Raw genomic sequence first — 21206 nt, 5'->3', positions numbered from 1 at the left:
GTGGTCTCGGGGTTGCCGTAGGTTACGCCAATTTTCATACGTGTTTGATTAATAAAAATAAGACAGCTGTTGCTTTTACTAATAACCGATGTTAATTTTCTTAACGCTTGGCTCATAAGGCGGGCTTGCAAACCCACGTGCGAATCGCCCATTTCGCCGTCAATTTCGGCCTCTGGGGTAAGGGCGGCCACGCTATCTACCACGATAATATCCACCGCTCCCGAACGCGTTAGCTGCTCGACAATCTCGAGGGCCTGCTCGCCGCTATCGGGCTGGCTTACCCATAAGTCATCAACATTAACGCCCAAATTACGGGCGTAAGATGGGTCGAGGGCGTGTTCGGCATCAACAAAGGCGGCTAAACCACCTTTCTTTTGGGCTTCGGCCACAGCGTGCAAAGCCAAAGTGGTTTTACCGCTGCTTTCCGGGCCGTAAATTTCGATAATACGGCCCTTGGGATAGCCGCCTACCCCGATGGCCTCGTCAAGCAAGATGGAGCCGGAAGGGATTACCTCGATGGCTAATTTGCCCAAATTATCGCCCATACGCATCAGGCTGCCTTTACCAAATTGTTTTTCGATACTGGCTCGGGCAATATCAAAGGCCTCTTTTTTTTCTTTTTCGTCTTTGTCTCTGGTATCTATCTCTTTAGCTTCGCTTTTTTTAGCCATTATTATTCTCCTAATGGCTAGCAGTATAGGGCTTTAAAGGGCTTTTGACAAGGGCGGCCGGCCGCTTTTATACAATTTATATTATTAAGATTACTTTAAAACAATTAATATCTACAAATTTAGGTTTAAGCTATTTCTTGCGTAAGCGAAGCAATAGACACACTTCGTTCATTAAATTCCAAGTAAGAATATTCTAATCGACTAAATAGCTCTTTTTCTCTATCGTTTAATTTTTTTTTAACAATTTTAATAGCCTCTTCCGATTGGTCAATACCTATCCAATTTCGGCCTAATTCTTCGGCTGTTACTAAAGTTGTACCACTGCCACAAAAAAAATCTAGTACAATGCTATTCTTATGGGAAGAGGCTGTAATAATTAATTTAAGTAAATCTAAATTTTTTTCAGTAGGATAATTTGGATACGATGGGTCTTTATATTCCCAAATATCCTGCATTTTTTTACCCTCTCGCTCATCAGCATAAATAATTTTGCGCGGATTACCACTTGCCGACCACTCTATTAAACCTTCTTCATCTAATTTTTCTAATTCAGCTGGACTACAGCGCCAATGACGACCTGTAGGCGGCTTTAATCCTTTAAAAACTCCTGCTGTTGCACCATCTTTAGTTTCACCGGGCGCATGCAAAGGGATTGTTGTATACGCTCTGCCGTCTTTATCAATTTTTTTAAATAGTTTTTCTTTATCACCCTCTGTAAAAGGGGTTTTAGGTTCATGCCAAATAATATTTTTGGTTTTACTATAAAACAGTATCATATCTTTAATGTTGCCATAAGCCTTACGGCTAAAATTTTTAGGATTACATTTTATACGTGTAATATCGTTTCTAAAATTATCTACTCCAAATATCTCATCCATAAGTATTTTTATATAATGGCCAATTTTGTAATCGATATGTAAATAGATTGAGCCCACATCAGAGAGTAATTCTTTTGCTAATATTAATCTTTCACGAATAAACTCAAGGTAGGCAGAGCCGGTCAAATTATCTTGATAAGCTACAGTATCGTTCTTACTTTTACTTATCGTGCTTACCCTTTCAGTCCCCATAGTAAAAGCCTGATTAGTAGCAAAAGGTGGGTCAATATAAATTAAATCAATTTTACCTGAATATAATTTACGTAAATTTTGCATAACACTAAAATTATCACCCTTTATAAGTAAATTTTTAGTTATTATATCTCCTTTAACATTAGCTGCTATAGTATGATTAAGTATCTCGCAAACTGTTTTTTTACCTGTATAATAAAGTTCCATTTTATTCCCTAAAGCGAATACAAAAATTCTCGCAATACTAAAGCACTTAAAATATTATAGCTTTGGTAATTTGTTGTAATATCACGATACATTTTGTTACTTGATTTAATATATAAAACACCATCTAAAACGGCAACAGTAATTGCTTTAACTGCCGAATCTGCTATCGTGCTCATAGCGTCAGCAAATTGAGCATTTTGGTGGCCGCCAAAATCAGTTAAAAACTTGGCCTCTCCAATCACATATTTACCATTAAATCTCCCTACAAAATCAAGTCCTTTATCACGTGCGTAATTTAAATGTTGGGCACACCATAACTTCATTTCGGTATCGGAAGCATTTAAAATAGCATTTTCATTATGACTTTCAAATTCAGCTCGTCCCACCGGTTTAATACCTAGCCCACCATTGGTTAGCCAACGTTTAAACAAAGGCCCAATTTGCCTATTCGTTTCTTTTGGTTCGCTACACTTTTCAAAAATCTTATCTAAACCCATTCCATATAACCTACCACACAGCCTATTTATGGTATTAGGGTTTCTTTTAATGGCTTCAGGATCTCTTTTTAAATAAGCTACATACGAATCTTTTATAGGAAAGAGATTTAAGTAGAGTAAATTTATCATTAAATCAATATTATTACCGGCATGAAAGCTATTTTCGATTTTTCGCCACTTATCTTTATCTATATCGCGTATACCATCTGGGATAGTTGGATAAATTTTAAAGAGTTCATCTAAGTAATTTCTTTGATTAGCAAAATCTATACTCAACCTCGTTCAATAATTCATTGTTATTACCTATCTAAACCAATTTCACACCTAAAATAGCACTAAAACAGCTTTATTCACACCGTATAGAGTACATTAACCTACCGCCCAAACAACTTATTCCCTTTAGGATAAACCTGCCAGCTATTTTGCCGCTTATGAGGGCGGTTGGCCGTTGTTTTTAAAACAAAGTTGATAAACCCTTCGGTATCTTGCCCTTCCAGCTCAAAACCTACCATATAAAAGTTGCTGTTACTGCTCATAATGGCCTGTGCATACCCTTTAAAACCGGCCGCCGCCGCCGTCGAGAGCGGCCGTTTGCCGTCAAAAATCTCTTCACTTATAAAATAAAAAGCCGTTTCTTGGCCAGCTTGCAGAGCGGCTAAATAAAGCTCTTGCACCATAAAAAATAAACCTTTAAGTTCGTTATCTATTACTTCTTCAATCAGCACAAAGGGGCTTTCAGGGAAGCTGTCTTCCCATTTGCGGCCAAAAATGATAAATACTTCGTCGGCCATACCGTAACGGCGTTTAAGCTCGCGCACCGCCGTTTTAGCCGAAATCCGGCTGCCCCTGTTCCAAGCAATAACGTTGCCGTTTTTATATTCGCCGCCGCCTAGATTAACAATAATCCGGCCCTCTAAGTTTAAACGCTCATTTAATTTATTACCTATAAAAGATTCGCGCCCTATCACCACTATCGGCAGCTGCCCTTCTTCCATCTAGCTTACTCCACTTAACTTATTGTACACCTTAACGGCCGCTTTGTAAAGGGCAACTCCGGTTTTCCCTCTTGACATTTTAAAGGTTTTAGGATAGCATAATTGTATTATAAGTTGACTGATGGGTAAATAAAAAAATATATGCTTTTATCTTATATAGTTCCTTGCCATAACGAAGAAGAAAGTTTGCCTTTGTTTTATACCGAAGCAAACAAAGCAGCCCAGCAGCTTAAGCTTAAATATAACTTAGAAGCCGAATTTATCTTTGTTGACGATGGCAGCAGCGATAAAACACTTAATTTAATTAAAAATTTTAAAATAGATAACGGCCGGGTGCGCTACCTCAGTTTTAGCCGTAACTTTGGCAAAGAGGCCGCCATCTACGCCGGTCTTAGGGCCGCTAAAGGCGACTACCTCACCTTATTAGATGCCGATTTACAAGACCCGCCCAATTTACTAACCGAAATGTACGCCGAAGTGCTAAGCGGTAACTACGATTGCGTAGCCACCCGCCGAGCCACCCGCAAAGGCGAACCGCCTATCCGCAGCTGGTTTGCCCGCCGATTTTATAGCCTTATCAATAAAATATCCAGCACCAAATTAGTTGACGGCGCGCGTGATTTTAGATTATTTAACCGTAAAATGGCCGACGCTATCATCGGTTTAGGCGAATATAATCGCTTTAGTAAAGGAATTTTTAGCTGGGTAGGTTTTAAGACCAAGTGGCTTAGCTACGATAACATCGAGCGCGCCGCCGGCAACAGCAAGTGGAATTTTAACAAATTATTTGCCTACAGCCTAGAGGGTATTTTTGCCTTTAGCAGCGCCCCGCTGGCCATCGCCAGCTTTTTAGGCCTGTTTTTTTGTGCGCTGGCCTTTGTTTTTATTGCCGTTATTATCGCACGCACCCTTATTTGGGGCGACCCGGTAGCCGGTTACCCCTCGCTCATTACCGCCATTTTGTTTATTGGCGGCCTGCAATTATTTTGCTTGGGGATTATCGGCCAATATTTAGCTAGACTGTATTTAGAAAGTAAAAAACGGCCCATTTATATTATAAAGGAAGAAGGTTAAAAATGAATTATTTATTAACAACTGTAAAAGAAAATAAAAAATATTTTGTTTTTTATTTTGTGATAGCTCTCTTGGCTTATAGCGCGGTAGTTTTTAATGATGTTTTATTTCATGATGATTTTAAAAGACTTTATTTTCTTCAAAGAGGAGAATTCCATGGGTGGTGGTTTAGCCGGCTGCTGCAAAATATTCTTTATCGCTTAACATCGGCTAATCTTAGCGCGCCTTTTTCTTATTTAGGAGCTTTGCCGCAGTTACTTGCCTTAGGGTTTTATAGCTTATTAGCTTTATTAGTAGTTAAAAAATTTAGCAAAATTAACTATGCCACCATCTTTTTAGCTTTAGCCATTGTTCTTTTTCCTTATATTAATGAAAATATGCTGTATAAATTTGATAGTAGCGGTATGGCTTTAGCTTTACTATTGGCCGGCTTACCATTATTAATACCCTTTAAAAATTTATTAACTAAAGCCATCGTTACTATTATTTGTATAGCGGCTAGTATGGCTACTTACCAATTAGCTTTTAACGCTTATTTAATTTTAGCTTTATTTATAGCTATGCAAAATTTAAGTAAAGGTGTAGCTTTTAAAGAAGCTTTGAAAGATTTTTTAATAAATATTACTTTAGCAGCTTTAGCTTTAATCGTTTACTTTGTGGGCATAAGAGTGTTGTTAGCCATTAGAATGGCTTTATCCGCTACCGCATGGACTATAGACGATGCTTTTGGCAGAGGAGCCAGTGAAACCGTTTCACTTTTACAATTATTCCCTGCAATATTAAAGAACATAAAAAGTTATCTTATATTTAATATAAATTATTTTTCTGCGTTCAGATTGGCTTTAATTATGGCCTCTCTCATTATTTTTTATCTATGCTTGATTAAGCAAACTCTTAAAAACCAGCAAGTAAGTAATGCATTAAAAGTTTTATTTTGCCTGATACTTTTTTTAGCTACCGGCGTACTTTTTTTGCTGCCCACAGCTTTTATCTTGCCTGCGGTTAATTACAACCTATATTCAAGGTATCTTTATAGTATAGGTATAGCTTTTGCCTTGATTTATCTTTATATTTTTAATAATTTACCGTTTAAATTAAATAAATTTAATTCCATTGTTAAAATAATTATCTTTTATGCCGGCTTTATGTTTATTTCTTTAACTTTTCAAAACACCAGCTTTATAGCCACTAACGATAAACGGATTACTTTTTGGGTTACTTCGATAAACCACTCGTTAATGCAATTAATGAAAGAATACGAGATAAATCGCATAGAAATTAGCTCATCATCGTCATGGGGGTCGGAGCAAGCGCTTCTTAATTATTTAACTCTTTTTAATGATATTCCCGTCGGCCCCAGTAATATCCAAGAGGTAACTTCTTTACCCATATTAACGGCCAATCCTCCCTATTACACTATCTATTTAGATGGCGCTACAGCTATTATTATCATTAACAAACAGTTAATTGGATTTTTATAAGTTTAGTAATCAATATTTCAAAAATAATTTTAAAAGTAGAATTAATGTTAAAAAATTTAATTAATCGCTTTTAAGCGGCGTAGCTTAAATATGATATTGACAAAGTGAAAACTATAGTATACATTTACATTATGAAAGAGCTAATCCGTACTAAAGTATTTGATAAATGGCTTTATAAATTAAAAGATATTAAAGGAAAGTTCATTATTAATGAGCGGCTAGAACGTTTAGAGATTGGCGATTATGGTGATAGTAAACCTATTATTAATGGAAATGGCATTTGCGAACTTCGTATTCATTATGGTGGTTATAGAGTATATTACATTGAAAAAGATAACGAAGTAGTTGTATTGCTAATAGGGGGAGACAAAGATAGCCAAATTAGAAATATTAAATTGGCTAAGAAATTAGCTAAATATTATTCATAAAAATGAAAAGGAAGTAAAGATAATGGAAGATGTAATAAACAAAGAAGATTTTGAGCTTGAAGAGCTATGTTTAACAAAAGAAGATTTTAAGCTTAGTAAATACGATTTAGCCGATTATATTAACACTAAAGAAGATTTTTTAACCGGTATAGAAGTAGCTATAGAAAAAAATAATATGCGTTATTTAATAAAAATACTTAACGCCTTTAGCCGCAGCAAAAATTTTAGCCAAATAGCCGACGAACTTAACTTAAGCAGAGCAGGGCTCTACAAAAGCCTCTCACCTCAAGGTAATCCTTCTTTTGAAACCGTTATGAAGCTCTTTAATGTGCTTGGTATACGTTTAAAGGTGGAAAAAGCTTAACTGCTCGCTTTTAAGCGGCTAGACAAATGCCACCCTAAGTACTATAATAAGCTTATAAATGTTAAATACTAGCTTGAGTACCCAGCAGAGGGCGCAGCAAAGCCCGCTTTTGTACCAGCGTATGCAGCTGCTGGCCCTAGACAGCTATAACCTAGAGGCCGAAATAGCCGAAAAACTTAACGAAAATATAACCCTGGAGTTAGATGTAGAAAGCAGCCCCAGCTTTGCCGGCAGCGAAAGCGAATTTGATGTATTAGCTAACTTTAGCCAGCAGCAAAGTTTAAGCGAGCGCCTGTTAAGCCAGCTTGACCTTGAGGATTTAACCAGCGAAGAGTTAGCTTGGGGGCAACTAATTATTAGCAACTTAGATGAGCGCGGCTTTTTTAGCAGCGATGTAAACCGACTGGCCATTCCACCAATGGTTTTAAATAAATTACTAAAAATAATTAATTATTTTAACCCCATTGGTTGTGCCGTAGCCAATACCTACCAAAGTTTGGCGGTACAAATTAATGCCGAAGGTTACTTTAACTTAAACGAAGAACAACTTAAAGCCTTACTGCCGCTGGTTAAGCAAAGAGATTATCAGCAAATTGCTTTGCTACTCAATTTAAATATTAATCAAGTTGATGATTTAATTCATTATTTAAAAAGCTTAACACCTTATCCGGGCTTACAATTTAGCCACAGTTTACCGCAATATATTAAAGGAGATTTACTTTTAGAGTTTATTGATAATCAGCCGGTAGTTAAATTATTAAAAAGTTATAATCTTAAAATTAGCGAAAGTTTTAGCGGTAATGCCGCCAATATAAACGGCGAACTTAAAGAGCAACTTAAAGACGCTAAAAATTTTATCAATATTCTTGCCCAGCGCGAGCAAACTTTACTCAAGGTAGGATATGCTTTAGCTTTAACACAAAAAGATTATTTTTTATACGGCAAACATTTTTTAAAATCTTTAACTATGCAGCAATTAGGCGGCCAGCTTAATTTACACGAGGCCACCGTCAGCCGGGCGGTAAGCGGTAAATATTACCGCACCGTTAAAGGGCTAGTGGCTTTGCGCGGTCTTTTTAACAGTGGTTTAGTTAGTTATAGCGGCCAAAATGTAAGCCGCACCGCCCTTAAAGCGGCCATTAAGGATATACTGACGGCCAGCCCCAACACTTCCGACCAAAAAATTGCCGACACCTTAAACAAGCAGGGTTACCCCATCGCTCGCCGTACCGTTACTAAATACCGCCACGAAGTTACTAAAGAGATATAAATTATAAAAATATTGCCTTTTGCCGCCGATTGTACTATATTTTGAGCATGAAATACAAAATATATAAGTTGTCCGAGCTAAATAATTATTTAATAAACAAAGCAATTAGCGTACTTATAGATGACTTATATGATGTTTTTGCCACCATCTCTAAAGATAAAGCCACCCTTGAAGAATTATTTAAAGATTTTTTAATTTATGACATGAACTATGTTTGTTTAATAGAAGGCGAAGTAGCCGGCTTTATCGGCATAGGTGATATGACCAAACGGCCTACCGGCAAAATAAAGCTGGAAACCTTTGAGGCTATCTTTCATAAACGTAAAGCTAAAATTTTATATAAATATATCGAGCAGAATTTTTTTAAATCGCATATCACCTCTCATCGTGCGCTGGAGATTAGCTTTTTAGCCACCAATATGCTTTTTAACAACAGAGAAGTTACCACGCAGCTGATTAATTTTATTTGCACCAACTTTAGTTACGATTACTGCCTATTAGATGTTTTATCTAAAAACAAAACAGACAGAAAGTTATACGAAACACTGGGTTTTAAACCCATTAAAGTTAGCAGTAATTGGATACTAAGACTGCACGGGTTAGGCCGCACCATTACTATGTATTTAGATATTAAAGAAAGACAAGCTAAGCTAGAACAAGTAAGACCCAGCTGGTTGTTTAAACCCACCGCTAAAGCCGTAGCCCCTTAATTACCTAAGCGGGGCAAAAAACCCGCTGCGCGTACTGCCGCTTTCGCGGCCAAGCGCTACTTCTAGCTCTAAAATATTTAACTGGTTAAAATTAGAGGTATTAACATCTGTTTGGTAAGTAATGGTGTAAATGCCGGTAGGGCGGCTGCGGGCAATATCCAATAAGGCCCCTAATCCTTCGGGGCGGTGCAAAAAGCTGCTTTGGCCGCCGGTTTCGCGGGCAATATGGTCGTAAACTTCGCTGCGGCTGCTCATATCCACATAAATAGGGTAAAAAGCAATGTTATTATTTTGCAAAAAGGCCGTCAGTTCGTTAAAATGATATTGCTCAAAAGCCAACAACGAATCGCGCCCGGTGGTTAAAAAGAATAAAGCTTGCCGGCCGGTACGCGGGATTAAACTGTTGGCAGCTAACCTAATGGCGCTGTCAAAACGCCAATTAGCGCTGGCCAGCTCGGCAAAACGCCGGTTGTAAATGGCCAAAGCCGTTAAATCGCCCGCAGCTGCTTGCTCGGCAATGGGTTGCTCGCCGGCCCAAAAAAAGTTTAAGCTGCCGCGTCCCTCAATGGCCCGGTAAAGGTCGCTCACGCCGCGTGCCATTTGCTGGTTTAACGTTAAGGCATCGATACTTGCCTCTACCACCACCGCACCTTGCAACCGGCCGACCAGCGGAATATCCAGACTGGCTACTTGATAAGTAGGCATATTAAAGCGGCTGCGGGCTACTTCCCCGCCGTTTTCGCGCAATAAAAAGTTAGGCTCGGTTAAACCGACTAAGCTGGTGCCGGAGCGGTTTTGCACCGCTACCTCAACGGTAATGGTGGGCCAGTTATCGATATTAACACGCGGGATATTGACAAAGAGGCCGCCGTATAAATCGGATAACCTGCTTAAAAAAGTTAGGCGGCCGCTACGGTTATCTACAGCCATTAAATTATTATTACGGTCGAAAGATACTTGCATAATTTGACTGGCCCGCCCTTCAAGGTCGGTCAGCTGAATAATAATGTTTTGCTGTAAATCGGCCATCATTACCCGCCGGCCATCGGCGATAATTAAGTAATTATTACGGTAAAGCGTTAGCCCTTCGGGATTAACTAAAATACCGCGTCCCAGCTCGCGCAGGTAGTTGCCAAAATGGTCAAACACATAAATAACGTTTTCGCTGCGGTCTACCACATAAAGTTCGGTAGGGCCAAGCGCAATACCGGCCGGGCCGCGTAAGCCGGCAAAACCGGCGCTGGGGCGGCCAATATCCATAATATGATTGCCGTTAAAATCAAATTTTACGACCCGCCGCGTGCCCCAATCACTTACATATAAAAAGCCGTTGTCATCGGCGGCTAAAAATTGCGGCCCGCGCAGCCCGCCGCTTTCGGCGGTATGGCCAAAAACATTAAGCCTAAACCCCAGCTCACTCACCAGCGAGATACGGTTGGCTAAAAACTCACTCACAAAAAAACTACCGTCGGCCAACGGAAGCACATCGTAAGGGCCGTCAAACTCGGCAATTTGGCCGCGGTACAACCGCAACATAGTGCCATTGACATCGTACCTTACCACCGTGTTATTGCCAAAACCCACCACCAGTGCCCCGCCGGTCAGCGGGTCGGCACGCACGCTGCTGGGCCGTAAAAAGCGGGCGTTACGGCCTTGCTCAATAATTTCGTGGCGGATAGCCCAGCTATCGCTGTGCACATTATTAAAAAACGGGCTTTGCCTAAAGGCAAGCGTATCAATTTTACTGTTTAGCCAAGCCCCGCCTTCGGTAGCATCGCCGGCCATACTTTGCCAATGGTTAAAGGCGGCCTGATTAAGCCCGGCGTAGTAGCTGGCCATACCGGCCCACAAACGAAAGCGGGCTTCTTCGGGGCGCATAGTTAACGCCCGCTCAAAATCGAGCAAAGCTTGATTGTAAAGCCCTTCGTGAAAGGCGCGGACACCCCAAACAAATTGGTCTTCGGCGGCAATATTAAGCGCCGTTGCCGGCCCTTGCGGACTTTGCTGCGCTAATGTAAAAAAAGCTATAAATAGTAAAGTTATTATTAATGGTAACTTTCTCACCCTTTACCCCTGTACCAAACTAAGGTGATCCTGAATAGTTTCGTTCGTTTCATCTAGGGCCAAAGCCCGCGTTAAATAATCGATAGCCTCGCGCCCTTTCCCCATTTTATAACAAAGATAACCCAAACTATCCAAATAAGCCGGGTTTTTTGGTTGCAGCGACACTGCTCGGCGCAAATAAATTAAAGCTTCGTCATAATTTTGGCCTTGTTTAGCATATAAATAACCTAAACTATTTAAAGCATTATTATTATCGGGCTCCAGCTCTATAGCCCGTTTGTAAGCCCGCACGGCGGCAAAGCTATCGCCTTGCTGCTCGGCGCTGTAGCCGCGCAGAGCGTAGATGGTGGCTTTTTCTATCCCCTGCTCCAACAAAACAGTGATGATTATATCGGCATCGGCATAACGCTGTAACTTTACATAAATATAACATAACGCCAACCGGCTTTGCAACTGGCGGTTAAAATCGCTATCTAAATGTTGGACGCTATCTAATAATTCAATAGATTTATCGTTATTCCCTAGCCGTGCATAGGTTAAGCCCAAGTAAAACATGAGTTCGTAGTTACCTTGTAAGGTTAAACCCGATGTTGTAAAACGTTCGAGGGCCTTAGAGTATTCACCTTTTTGGTAAAACTCGATGCCCCGCTGAATTACTTTGGCCTCGTTCAAAGTTAGTTCCTCTTTTTGTTATATTATCGGACAAAAGAATTAAGAATTAAGAATTAAGAATTAAAACAATTTTTTCAATTATTAATTTCCTCCTCCTTTGACTTTTTATTTTTTTTAGTCTACTATGTCGATATGATAAAATTAATTGCCTTAGATATGGACGGTACCTGCGTAACCCCCAATCCTAACCATCAAAATTACGAATATATTACCAAACCCGTTAAAGAGGCCATAGAAAACGCCCAGCGCAAAGGGATAATTGTGGTTTTTGCCACCGGCCGCTGGTACAACGCCGTTAAACATCATTTTGAATCTTTAAAGTTTAAAGGGCCGCAAATTTTAAATAACGGGGCTACCGTTATCGATACGCATGGGGTGGTGCACAGTAAGGTAGCTATAGCTAAGCCCGATTACATAAGCTTAGTTAATGCTATGCTTAGTAAAGAAATAAAGCTTGCCGTTTGTACCGAGTACGATATGGTGCATTGCAGCGAAGAAAGTGAGGAGCTGGGCTTTAAACAATGGTTTAGCAAAAAAGAAAATTTATTCGACCTTAACTACGCCGCTAAAATAATTGCTTTACATGGCGGTAAGTGGCTTGCCAATAAAGTTTTAAATGATTATCCTTATTTACAGGAAGCCGGCCATGCCGATAACTACCTAGAGATTTGGCCCAAACTAGCCAGCAAGGGCCTTGCCTTAATGCAGGTAGCGGCTCATTACGGCTTAACCATGGACGAAGTGATGGGCGTAGGTGATGGCACCAACGATTTTGATATGTTAAAACGTGCCGGCGTTGGTGTAGCTATGGGGCAAGCCGGTGAAAAAGTAAAAGCTTATGCCGATGTTATTTGCCCCAGCCTAGAAGAAGACGGCGTCGCTTGGGTTATCGAGCAAACTTTGGCCGGCAAAATCGGCTAAAACGGCGGGCCTTAACCCTATAAAACAAGAGGTAAAAATTGTGGAAAGACTTAACAAACGTATCGGTATAATTGGCGGCGGTGCCTTTGGCACAGCCATTGCCCGCACACTCGCTTTAAAAGGGCTGGAGGTAACTTTATGGTGCTTTGATGCCGAATCGGCCCACAATATTAACCACAAACACATTAACGAACAATTTTTGCCCAAAATAGAGTTACCGGCTAACTTAGTAGCTACCAACAATTTAACCGAAGCCGCCAGCGATAAAGATATTATCTTTTTGGTAACCCCCAGCGCCTTCTTATTAGAAACGGCGCGTAAACTTACCAATATTCCTTGTGTGGCCGAAGGCAAAGCCATTATTGCCTGTCTTACCAAAGGGTTTTTATTTGCCAGCGAAAAAGACGACCCCAAACTTATCCTTGATGTGCTCGAAAATTATTTACCCGGTTTTTACAAAAATAATATGGTTTATGTAAGCGGCCCCAGCCACGCCGAAGAACTTGGGCAAGGCAAAATTACCGCCTTAGTTTCGGCCAGTAACAACCCGCTTAACTCGATAGCGGTGCGCGAAGCCTTAAGTTGCAGCTTTTTAAAAGGTTTTGCCAGCTTAGATGTAACCGGCGTGCAAGTTTGCGCCGCCGCTAAAAACGTGGTGGCCATTGCCTTTGGTTTACTGGAAGCTTTAGGACAACGCTACAGCTTAATTGGCGATAACACCGAAAGTTTTTTACTGGCTACCGGGTTAAACGAAATAATGATTATCGGCAAAGCGATGGGGGCTACCCACAGCGAAACCTTTGCTAGCATTGCTGGCATTGGCGACCTTGAAGTAACTTGCCGCAGTGTTTATGGCCGCAACCGCCGTTTTGGCAAACAAATAGTAAGCGATAATATTTTAGATAACTACAAAAATATTTACGACTTAACCGCAAGAGTTACCAAAGATATTGGCTACTTGCCCGAAGGCATTTTTGCCGCCATTGCCATAGATAAAATAATTAAACGGCACAAACTTAAGCTGCCGCTCTTTCAAAATGTAATACGTATTTTAAATAAAGAAGAAAGCCCCGATAAGGCCATTGGCAGTTTAATCGATTTAGCCGTTATATAACAAATTAAGAATTAAGAGATTATAACAATTATTGAAATCGTGTCAACCGTCAATTTTTAACTTTTATCTAATTTAAATATTAAAACTTAAGAATATTTGCCGGGCCAGTAAGTTCCAGCCGTCTAGTAACCAAAACAGGATAAGCTTAAAAGGCATACTTATCATCACCGGCGGGAGCATTATCATACCCATCGCCATTAAACAGCTGGCCACCACCATATCAATAATAATAAACGGCACAAAAATGTAAACGCCAATTTTAAAGGCAATGGTAAGTTCGTTTAAGATAAAAGCCGGGATAAGCACATGCGTTGGCACATCGGCTAACGTGTGCGGGTCTTCCAGCCCGCGCATACGCATAAACAGGCGGATATTTTCGGGGTTATCGCTCATTTGCCTAAACATAAATAACCTAATGGGCCGCTCGGCTTCGGTATACATTTGGGCTACGCTAATTTCGCCGTTACTTAACGGCTGAATGGCGTTGTTGTAAATATCGCTAAAAGTTGGCCACATTATAAAGATGGTTAAAAAGAGGGCTACCCCGTTAAGTACTTGCGGCGGCGGTGATTGCTGTAAACTCATCGCTCTTTTAACAAAATCAAAAACGATAGAGATACGCAAAAAGCTGGTTAAAAGCACGGCAAAAGAAGGGGCTAAGGTAAGCACCGCCAGCAATAACATTAACTGAATACTTAAAGCTACTTCGCTGCCGCTGGCGGCCTCACTCATCGATAACTCGATAAAAGGAATAGGGATAGTGCCGCCCGGCAGTAAATCGGGGCCTAGCGGTGCGGCCGGCCCTACTTGCGCTTGAGCGAGCTGAGCTAAACCTAATAACAAGAATAACAGTAATCCTCTCTTCACAGGCTATTCTCCCTCATTCCCTTTAGTTAAGTCGCGCAGGCGTTTTTGTTGCTCATCAAGTGAGTTACGGTTAGGCCGTTTAAACTCTAGGTTATTTTCGCGCAGTTTATCGCCAATTAACTGGGCAAAACTTTTAGTTTGTTCGTTATTACGGCTTAAAGTTAGCTTTAAGCTATCGCTATATTCGCCGGCTTCAATTTCTTTAATTAAATGAATATCTTCACCAGAGCTTAAAATAAATAATTTCCCTTCAATTTCTACAATATGCACAGCCGTTTGGTTAGTTAAATTTTTAGTGGCCAGCACCTGTATCACTTCGCTTTGCTGCCCTTTTGGGCGCGCCAGCCGCCTAAATAAATAAAATAAACCGTAAAGTAAAGCAATAACTACAGATAAAGCAATGATAGGCCGCACAAAAGAGATGGCCCCGCCGCCGGTAGCCTCGCCGATAAAAAGTTCGTTCTCGGGGTTATCGGCTATAATAATGCTTTCTTCACCGGTGGGTTCGGCCTCTTGGGCTAATAAAGCAAAGGAAAATAATAAAAGAAAAGCGGTTAATAAACCGCCTTTAATGGTTTTCATAGCTTTTAGTTATTACCTGCAAATTTATCCATACCGCTGATAATCTCGGTTACTCTCACACCAAAGTTTTCGTCAATAACCACCACTTCGCCGCGGGCAATCAGGTTATGATTAACCAATATATCAACGGGCTCACCGGCCAGCTTATCCAGCTCGATAATCGTGCCTTCGCCCAGCCCTAAAATATCTTTTATTTGCCATTTGGCGCGACCCAGCTCGACGGTAAGCTCCATCTGAACATTCATGAGTAGGCTGATATTATGGTTTTCGCTGCTACCGCCGCCAGCTGTTAAGTTGGGAAATTGCACCCCTTGCACATTTGGAGTTTGCCCCTTACCGGCCCCCCCGCTAAACTGATTGCTATCACTCATTTTTACACTACTACCTTCATTTTGATTATTCTCGAAAGAGCCGGCTACATACTCATCAAAAATTTCGTACAATATAAACTGCTTATCGTCAAAAGTTACTTCATACTTAAGTTCGATAAAAGCGCCGGGAATACGGCTTAAGCCTTTATCGGCCAGCTGGGCATTGGCAGCTACCGGCGAAAAATTTTTGCCCGTTTGCATACTAATAATGGTAACCATACCGCCGGTAAACTGGCTAAAAAGCTCGCTAAAGGCGCTTTCTACCTCGCCGTCTACACTATCAATCGGCTGGCCTACCAGCAGCGAACCAAAAGCGAGTGCATCGCTTTCGTTAATTAAAAAATAATGGCCGCCATTGACATCGCCGCTATAATTTACGGTAATATCAAAAACTTTATCTTCTAAAGCGCCCAGCAATTCTTCTTTACTGCTAATCCCGGCGCCCAATAACTTAACGGCTACATCGGGGCCGGCCATACTGCTCATTACGTTGCCTAAGCTGGTAGCCGCCGTTTTAAACAGTTCTTTAATTTTGTTAAGCTGACTATCGGTAATACCGTTTTCTTCGCTAACTTCACCAAGATTGTTGCCGGAAAGCAGGGCGTTTATTTCATCTTGTGAAAGAGCTCCATCTCCCATCATTATTCGTCATCTCCCTCATTCTTTACCAGCTCTTCGTATTCTTCGGCGTAAAGTTCTTCCAGCTTTTTGGTAATTTGTACCGCCACTTTGCGGCCTACAAGGCCGGGACGGCATTCAAATTTAGGCCGGTTACCAATGCGCAAAATTAACGGGTCGGTCTTTTTGGTGTTAGGCAGCCTAATAATATCGCCCACCTTTAGCTCTACCACATCTTTAACGGCCACTTCCATTGCCCCTACTTCGGCGGCAATATCCACGCTTACTTGGCTTAATTTATCACGCAGCGTTATCATATTTTCGGTGGTAAAGCCGCGCCGCACGCTGCTAAACCAATATTGCGAACTAAGTTTACTAATAATAGGCTCTAGGGTAAGATACGGGATACAAAAGTTCATCATACCCTCAATATCTTTTACCTTAGTTTGGATAGTAACCAAAATAACCATTTCGTTAGGCGGCACAATCTGGGCAAATTGCGGGTTGGTTTCTATCTGGCTTAAACGTGCTCTAAGCTCGATAACGTTCCCCCACGCCTCTTTCATATTACCTAATATACGCACCACGATACTCTCGAGTACCGCCTGCTCAATTTCGGTAAGCTCGCGGTTTACTTTGCTGCCCTCACCGGTACCGCCAAACAGTAAATCGATGATAGAAAAAGTAATGGCCGGGTCTATCTCGAGGATAGCTTGGCCCTTAAGCGGGTCCATACTAATAACGGCCAGCGCCGTTGGGCTGGGAATAGAGCGCACAAATTCTTCGTAAGTTAGCTGGTCTACGCTGGCTACGTGCATATTAACTAAGCTGCGCAGCTGGGCGCTTAAGCTGGTACTAGACAGGCGCGAAAAGGTTTCGTGCATTAATTGGATAGTACGCGTTTGCTCTTTACTAAATTTATCGGGCCGCTTAAAATCGTAAATTTTAACATTTTTATTTTTAGGCGAGCTAACGGCATTTACCTCTTCGGTAGGGATACCGCCGCTATTAATTGTAGAGAGGAGTTGGTCTATTTCATCTTGCGAAAGAACTTCTGTCATGCCTTACTCACCTTTAAAAATCTACCATAAAATTAGTAAATAAAATAGTGCTTACACTACCCCTGCTCAATATACGGTTAATCCGTTGCTCCAGCTCGGCCTTTAACTGATTTTCGTTACTGGCCGCAAAATCATCAACGCTTTGTTCGCTAAAAAAGCTGCGGATTAAATCTTGCAGCTGACTGCGGCGGCGCATAATTTCTTCCGAAGTAGCCGTTTCGCCCATTCTGTAACCCAACACCACCGTTACCACAAAGGTGCGCGGTACACGGTCGTTGGTGCGGCCGCGTATTTCGATAGGTTCGGCAAAGTCAAAATCGGGCACACCTATATATTGGTTAGATAAGCCGCTTAAACGCTCGCCGGCATTGCCTCTATTCATAATAGTGAAGACAATAACCGACACCGTTACGGTAAAGACCAGTACCAAAATAGCCCCTACTACCACCGTAAGAATTTTTACAAGGCCAGAACCACCACTAAGTTTGCCGCGTTTTTTTGGTTTAGATGAATCGTCACTGCTGCCGCCTAAGTCGTCATCCATGGTATCACTCATAGTGTTTTACTCCCTTGTCTTTATTTTACCTTAACTCTTTTATATAATCGGGCAAAGTAAAGAAAAGCTAAAGCCCTTTCTCTCTCCCCAAATTATAAAGAACAAATTACTTTACCTAAAGCTGCCCATCGGTAAGTATAACTATCTCTACCCGCCTGTTCATCGCCCTGTTTTCGGGCGTATTGGCCTCGAACCCTCTGGCCGGCCGCATATTAGAATATGCCACTACCTGAAACTGCCGCTGCGGTGCGCCAAAATCCACCAAATAATGCAAAATATTATTGGCCCTAGCCGCCGATAGTTCCCAGCCGCTCCTAAAAAACGGGCTTGTCTCTTGGCTATCGGTGTGGCCCTCTATCCTAAAGGTGCGGCCAAAAAGCTCGGCGCTATTAAAAAGATGAGCCAAATTATCTAAAATGGTACGTGTGCGTTCAATATCTACATCGGGGCTGCCCGGCCTAAAAAAGGCATCACCGGTTAAGGTAATAACGATACCGCGCTCGGGGATATGTTCTACCTGTAGCATATTTTGGGTTTCGGTACGAATGGCCGAAATAGCCCGCTCGATTGCTTGGTCCAGCGAGGCCGCCCGCTGGTTGGAAGGAAACGCCTCTACCGAAGCCCCCATTTGCGCCAACCGGCCGGGGCTTAATGTCATACCGCCGGTTAAAGGGCCTAAGCCGCTAAAGCTGGCCAATACTAATTGCATACGGTTGTTATCGGTTACCGGGTCGCCAAGCATTAAAACAAAGAAAACCAGCAACAAGGTAACCATGTCGGTAAAGGTCATTAACCAGCCGGTACCGGCTTTTTGCTCTTTTTTCTTTGTTCGTGCCATCTATCTTTCCTTAATTAATCAGCCAAAAAATTTAGCTAAATTTCTTTTTGAGCCGGTCGCTGTTTAGGCGGTAAAAAGCCATAAAGTTTTTGCTCTAATAAACGTGGGTTTTCGCCGCTTTGGATAGATAAAATACCTTCCATCATAATAACTTTAGTTTCCAGCTCCATATCGTTACGTACCATAAGTTTATCGGCTACAGGCAAGGCAAAGACGTTGGCTACAAACGAACCATACAAAGTAGTAATAAGGGCCAGCGCCATACCGCGACCGATAGCGGAGCTATCGGTCATGTTAGCCATCATCGCTACCAGCCCAATAACGGTACCCATCATACCATAAGCCGGCGCATAAGTAGCCCATTTGGTGAAAAAACTTACTACTCTCCCGTGTCTTTCTTCTAATTGCTCAAGTTCCAGCTCTAAGATACGCCTAATAATGAGAGGGTCGGTACCGTCAACCATTAAACGCAGGCCGGTTTGTAAAAACGAATCTTCTACATCTTTTACGCTGTCATCAAGGCTAAGTAAACCATCTTTACGGGCGCTTTCGCTAAAACCCACTAACTGCATAATAATTTCTTGCACGTTTATTTTATCGCGGTTCCATACTTTACGCATAGCCTTAGGTAAAGCCCTGAGGGTAGCCATATCCACACTCATAATAGTAGTACCAAGTGAGCCAAAGATAACCAAAACGGCCGATGGTAAGTCGGCATACAGCCCTAAACCTGCGCCTCCCAATAACATGGAAAGCACAATCATTGAAATACCTAAAACTAACCCAAATATACTTGTGGTATCCATAATCCTCTTTGTTTACTCCTCGTTCTTAAAGGCCCCAATTTTACGTCTGTAATCAATTATTCGCTCGGTAATGGTTTCGTAATCTTCGCTTACCACTATTACCCGGCCCGAAAGCAAAGTAATAGTGGTATCGGGCACCAGCTCAATATGCTCAATAATATGCGGATTTAAATAAAAAGTTTTGCCCGCCTTACCAAGTAACGTTAATTTTATCATCTTTTTTTCAAATTAATAGATAATAGTTAAAAACTAATAACTACAACTGGCCTTTATAAAGGCGGCTAAGCCGCCCATTTTTCAACTATTAACTACTACCTCTTAACTATCTTAAATTTAATATCTCTTGCAATAGAGTATCGGCCGTTTGAATACCCCTGCTGTTAGCCTGAAAACCCCTTTGCGCCACAATCATATCGACAAACTCTTCGGATAAATCGACATTACTCATCTCCAGCATACCGGCTGCTAACCTGCCCTTACCGGCCACATTGGCAGGGTCTACTAAAGCCTCGCCGCTGTTAGTGGTGCGGATAAAGTTGGTATCGCCGCTCTTCTCTAGGCCGCCGGGGTTGGTAAAGGTAGCTAAAGCTATTTGCCCTAATATCCTGCTTTGGCCGTTGGTGTAAACACCGTTAATATAACCGTTGGCATCTATGTTAAAACTGGTTAAATAACCCATCGTGAAGCCGTCTTGCCTAAAGGCTTTATTGCTGCTAACCTGAGCCGTTTGCGTGGTACTGTCTTCAAAGCTGCCTACAGTACCCACCATTACGTCAAATTCTTGCCTCATTAAGGCGCCGTCTTCATCTTCGTTGCTGGTAGGCACATCAAAGGCCACGCTAATGGCTAATCTACCTTCGGCGATAAGCGGGTCGGCGCCGCCCAAGCTAGCTAAGGCCCCGCGGTTATCAAAACGCATGGTAAATTGGGTGCCGTCTTCCGAAAGCTCGGCGCCGTCTATCGTTACCGCCAAGTTGGTGGGGTTAGTTAAAACACCGTCTTCTCCCATTTCGGGATTAATAAAAACACTGCCTATCCACGTATTGGGCTCACCTTCCACACGGGCATACTCAATACGCAGCTGATGGGTGTTACCAAAACTATCAAAGATAGTGCGGTCTATCACCCACGCAGTTTCGCCGGTAGGGCTGTTACTATTAAGGTTACTCATCATTTCTACCATAGTAGTAGCACGGGCCGGCTCTTTATTGTAAATAGGAATACGCAAATCGCCTACATCACCGCTGGCATTTACTTGGCCTTCTTCGGTGGCGGCCCAGCCTTGCACACGCATACCGTTAGCAGGATTAACCAGCACACCTTCGGCATCAATACCAAAAGCGCCGGCGCGGGTATAAAAATTATTTTCGCCCTGACGCAAAATAAAAAAGCCATCGCCCTGAATAGCAAGGTCGCTGCGTACGCCGGTAGTTTGCATACTGCCTTGCGTATGGATAGTATCGATAGTAGCTACGCTTACACCAAGACCAACTTGGCGCGGGTTGATACCGCCTAAATCATCGGTAGGTCTCGTGGCCCCTTGTGCCGTTTGATAAAGCATATCCTGAAAGTTTACGCGGTTGCGTTTAAAGCCAATAGTATTAACATTGGCAACGTTGTTACCAATGACATCAAGCCTAGTTTGGTGGTTTTGTAACCCTGATACTCCAGAGTAAAGTGAGCGCATCATAGCCAGTTATTCTCCTATATTTCCTGTAATTTCTTGTTCGCCTGCCACAACGGTACGTTCTATAACGATTGGCGCGTCATCGCGGGCGATGATAGAGGTAATTTCCTCCGGTGCAAAATACCGGTTTCCTACCCGGAGCATTCCTGTGTTTAAGTTGTAAGATTGTACCCTTCCACTTTCGCTTTGCCCATCTGCTCTTATTATTTCGACCTCTTTGCCAACAAAACTTAGAGCTATTTGCATATTTTGACTATCCATAAAATTATTATTAAATTGTTC

The 21206-nt window shown here is 41.8% G+C and carries 24 protein-coding genes; 8 read left to right on the top strand and 16 right to left on the bottom strand.

Translation table 11 applies throughout. The features are described from left to right. From recA to FWE37_04380, 4 genes are all read right to left on the bottom strand, one after another. Window positions 1-671, bottom strand: a 671-nt coding sequence (gene recA / locus FWE37_04395; protein ID MCL2520228.1) for a recombinase RecA, incomplete at its 3' end; no start/stop codon positions are given. A gap of 125 nt (window positions 672-796) precedes the next feature. Continuing rightward, the gene (locus FWE37_04390; protein ID MCL2520227.1) at window positions 797-1948 is read right to left on the bottom strand and encodes a site-specific DNA-methyltransferase; all 1152 of its coding nucleotides are present in this window, start codon (window positions 1946-1948) and stop codon (window positions 797-799) included. Window positions 1949-1956: 8 nt separating this feature from the next. Next, window positions 1957-2721 (bottom strand): restriction endonuclease, encoded by a 765-nt coding sequence (locus tag FWE37_04385; GenBank protein MCL2520226.1) that lies wholly within the window; start codon window positions 2719-2721, stop codon window positions 1957-1959. 98 nt (window positions 2722-2819) lie between these two features. Next, window positions 2820-3440: a hypothetical protein gene (locus tag FWE37_04380; GenBank protein ID MCL2520225.1), complete on the bottom strand. Its 621-nt coding sequence runs from the start codon at window positions 3438-3440 to the stop codon at window positions 2820-2822. Window positions 3441-3581: 141 nt separating this feature from the next. On the opposite strand from FWE37_04380, the gene FWE37_04375 reads away from it, so the two are divergent. The 6 genes from FWE37_04375 (at window position 3582) to FWE37_04350 (ending at window position 8767) form a co-directional block, all read left to right on the top strand. Next, window positions 3582-4514, top strand: a complete 933-nt coding sequence (locus FWE37_04375; protein MCL2520224.1) for a glycosyltransferase family 2 protein — start codon at window positions 3582-3584, stop codon at window positions 4512-4514. A 2-nt stretch (window positions 4515-4516) separates the two neighbouring features. After that, the gene (locus tag FWE37_04370; protein ID MCL2520223.1) at window positions 4517-5995 is read left to right on the top strand and encodes a glucosyltransferase domain-containing protein; all 1479 of its coding nucleotides are present in this window, start codon (window positions 4517-4519) and stop codon (window positions 5993-5995) included. 131 nt (window positions 5996-6126) lie between these two features. Beyond that, window positions 6127-6423 (top strand): type II toxin-antitoxin system RelE/ParE family toxin, encoded by a 297-nt coding sequence (locus FWE37_04365; GenBank protein MCL2520222.1) that lies wholly within the window; start codon window positions 6127-6129, stop codon window positions 6421-6423. Window positions 6424-6445: 22 nt separating this feature from the next. Beyond that, window positions 6446-6787, top strand: a complete 342-nt coding sequence (locus tag FWE37_04360) for a putative addiction module antidote protein (GenBank protein ID MCL2520221.1) — start codon at window positions 6446-6448, stop codon at window positions 6785-6787. Window positions 6788-6845: 58 nt separating this feature from the next. Beyond that, window positions 6846-8057, top strand: coding sequence for a hypothetical protein (locus tag FWE37_04355; protein MCL2520220.1), 1212 nt, complete (start codon window positions 6846-6848; stop codon window positions 8055-8057). 47 nt (window positions 8058-8104) lie between these two features. Beyond that, the gene (locus tag FWE37_04350; protein ID MCL2520219.1) at window positions 8105-8767 is read left to right on the top strand and encodes a hypothetical protein; all 663 of its coding nucleotides are present in this window, start codon (window positions 8105-8107) and stop codon (window positions 8765-8767) included. On the opposite strand, the gene FWE37_04345 is transcribed toward FWE37_04350, so the two are convergent. Together FWE37_04345 and FWE37_04340 are read right to left on the bottom strand one after the other, a co-directional pair. Beyond that, window positions 8768-10831, bottom strand: a complete 2064-nt coding sequence (locus FWE37_04345) for a hypothetical protein (protein MCL2520218.1) — start codon at window positions 10829-10831, stop codon at window positions 8768-8770. It lies immediately after the preceding gene. Between the two features lie 3 nt (window positions 10832-10834). After that, window positions 10835-11503 carry a tetratricopeptide repeat protein gene (locus FWE37_04340; protein MCL2520217.1) on the bottom strand — a complete coding sequence of 223 codons (669 nt, stop codon included), beginning with the start codon at window positions 11501-11503 and terminating at the stop codon, window positions 10835-10837. Window positions 11504-11635: 132 nt separating this feature from the next. On the opposite strand from FWE37_04340, the gene FWE37_04335 reads away from it, so the two are divergent. Together FWE37_04335 and FWE37_04330 are read left to right on the top strand one after the other, a co-directional pair. Then, a complete protein-coding gene (locus tag FWE37_04335; protein MCL2520216.1) occupies window positions 11636-12424 on the top strand; it encodes a Cof-type HAD-IIB family hydrolase in 789 nt (262 codons plus the stop codon). Between the two features lie 40 nt (window positions 12425-12464). Further along, a complete protein-coding gene (locus FWE37_04330) occupies window positions 12465-13538 on the top strand; it encodes an NAD(P)-dependent glycerol-3-phosphate dehydrogenase (protein MCL2520215.1) in 1074 nt (357 codons plus the stop codon). Between the two features lie 72 nt (window positions 13539-13610). On the opposite strand, the gene fliP is transcribed toward FWE37_04330, so the two are convergent. From fliP to FWE37_04280, 10 genes are all read right to left on the bottom strand, one after another. Beyond that, entirely contained in the window at window positions 13611-14405 is a 795-nt protein-coding gene (gene fliP, locus FWE37_04325) for a flagellar type III secretion system pore protein FliP (GenBank protein MCL2520214.1), read from the bottom strand. Between the two features lie 3 nt (window positions 14406-14408). Then, entirely contained in the window at window positions 14409-14987 is a 579-nt protein-coding gene (locus tag FWE37_04320) for a flagellar biosynthetic protein FliO (GenBank protein ID MCL2520213.1), read from the bottom strand. 5 nt (window positions 14988-14992) lie between these two features. Then, window positions 14993-16000 carry a flagellar motor switch protein FliN gene (gene fliN / locus FWE37_04315; protein MCL2520212.1) on the bottom strand — a complete coding sequence of 336 codons (1008 nt, stop codon included), beginning with the start codon at window positions 15998-16000 and terminating at the stop codon, window positions 14993-14995. After that, window positions 16000-17037 carry a flagellar motor switch protein FliM gene (fliM, locus tag FWE37_04310; protein MCL2520211.1) on the bottom strand — a complete coding sequence of 346 codons (1038 nt, stop codon included), beginning with the start codon at window positions 17035-17037 and terminating at the stop codon, window positions 16000-16002. Before fliM ends, fliN begins: the two co-directional genes overlap by 1 nt. Window positions 17038-17050: 13 nt before the next feature. After that, window positions 17051-17593 (bottom strand): flagellar basal body-associated FliL family protein, encoded by a 543-nt coding sequence (locus FWE37_04305; protein ID MCL2520210.1) that lies wholly within the window; start codon window positions 17591-17593, stop codon window positions 17051-17053. 115 nt (window positions 17594-17708) lie between these two features. After that, window positions 17709-18431, bottom strand: a complete 723-nt coding sequence (locus FWE37_04300; GenBank protein ID MCL2520209.1) for an OmpA family protein — start codon at window positions 18429-18431, stop codon at window positions 17709-17711. 35 nt (window positions 18432-18466) lie between these two features. Continuing rightward, the gene (locus tag FWE37_04295; GenBank protein ID MCL2520208.1) at window positions 18467-19195 is read right to left on the bottom strand and encodes a MotA/TolQ/ExbB proton channel family protein; all 729 of its coding nucleotides are present in this window, start codon (window positions 19193-19195) and stop codon (window positions 18467-18469) included. Window positions 19196-19249: 54 nt separating this feature from the next. Further along, a complete protein-coding gene (locus FWE37_04290; protein MCL2520207.1) occupies window positions 19250-19453 on the bottom strand; it encodes a flagellar FlbD family protein in 204 nt (67 codons plus the stop codon). 106 nt (window positions 19454-19559) lie between these two features. Next, window positions 19560-20927, bottom strand: a complete 1368-nt coding sequence (gene flgE, locus FWE37_04285; protein ID MCL2520206.1) for a flagellar hook protein FlgE — start codon at window positions 20925-20927, stop codon at window positions 19560-19562. A 6-nt stretch (window positions 20928-20933) separates the two neighbouring features. Beyond that, window positions 20934-21206: hypothetical protein (locus tag FWE37_04280; protein MCL2520205.1), on the bottom strand; the 273-nt coding region annotated here is incomplete at its 5' end.

Source organism: Spirochaetaceae bacterium, from assembly GCA_009784515.1.
GTDB lineage: Bacteria > Spirochaetota > Spirochaetia > WRBN01 > WRBN01 > WRBN01.
This window is presented reverse-complemented; position numbering and strand designations above follow the sequence as displayed.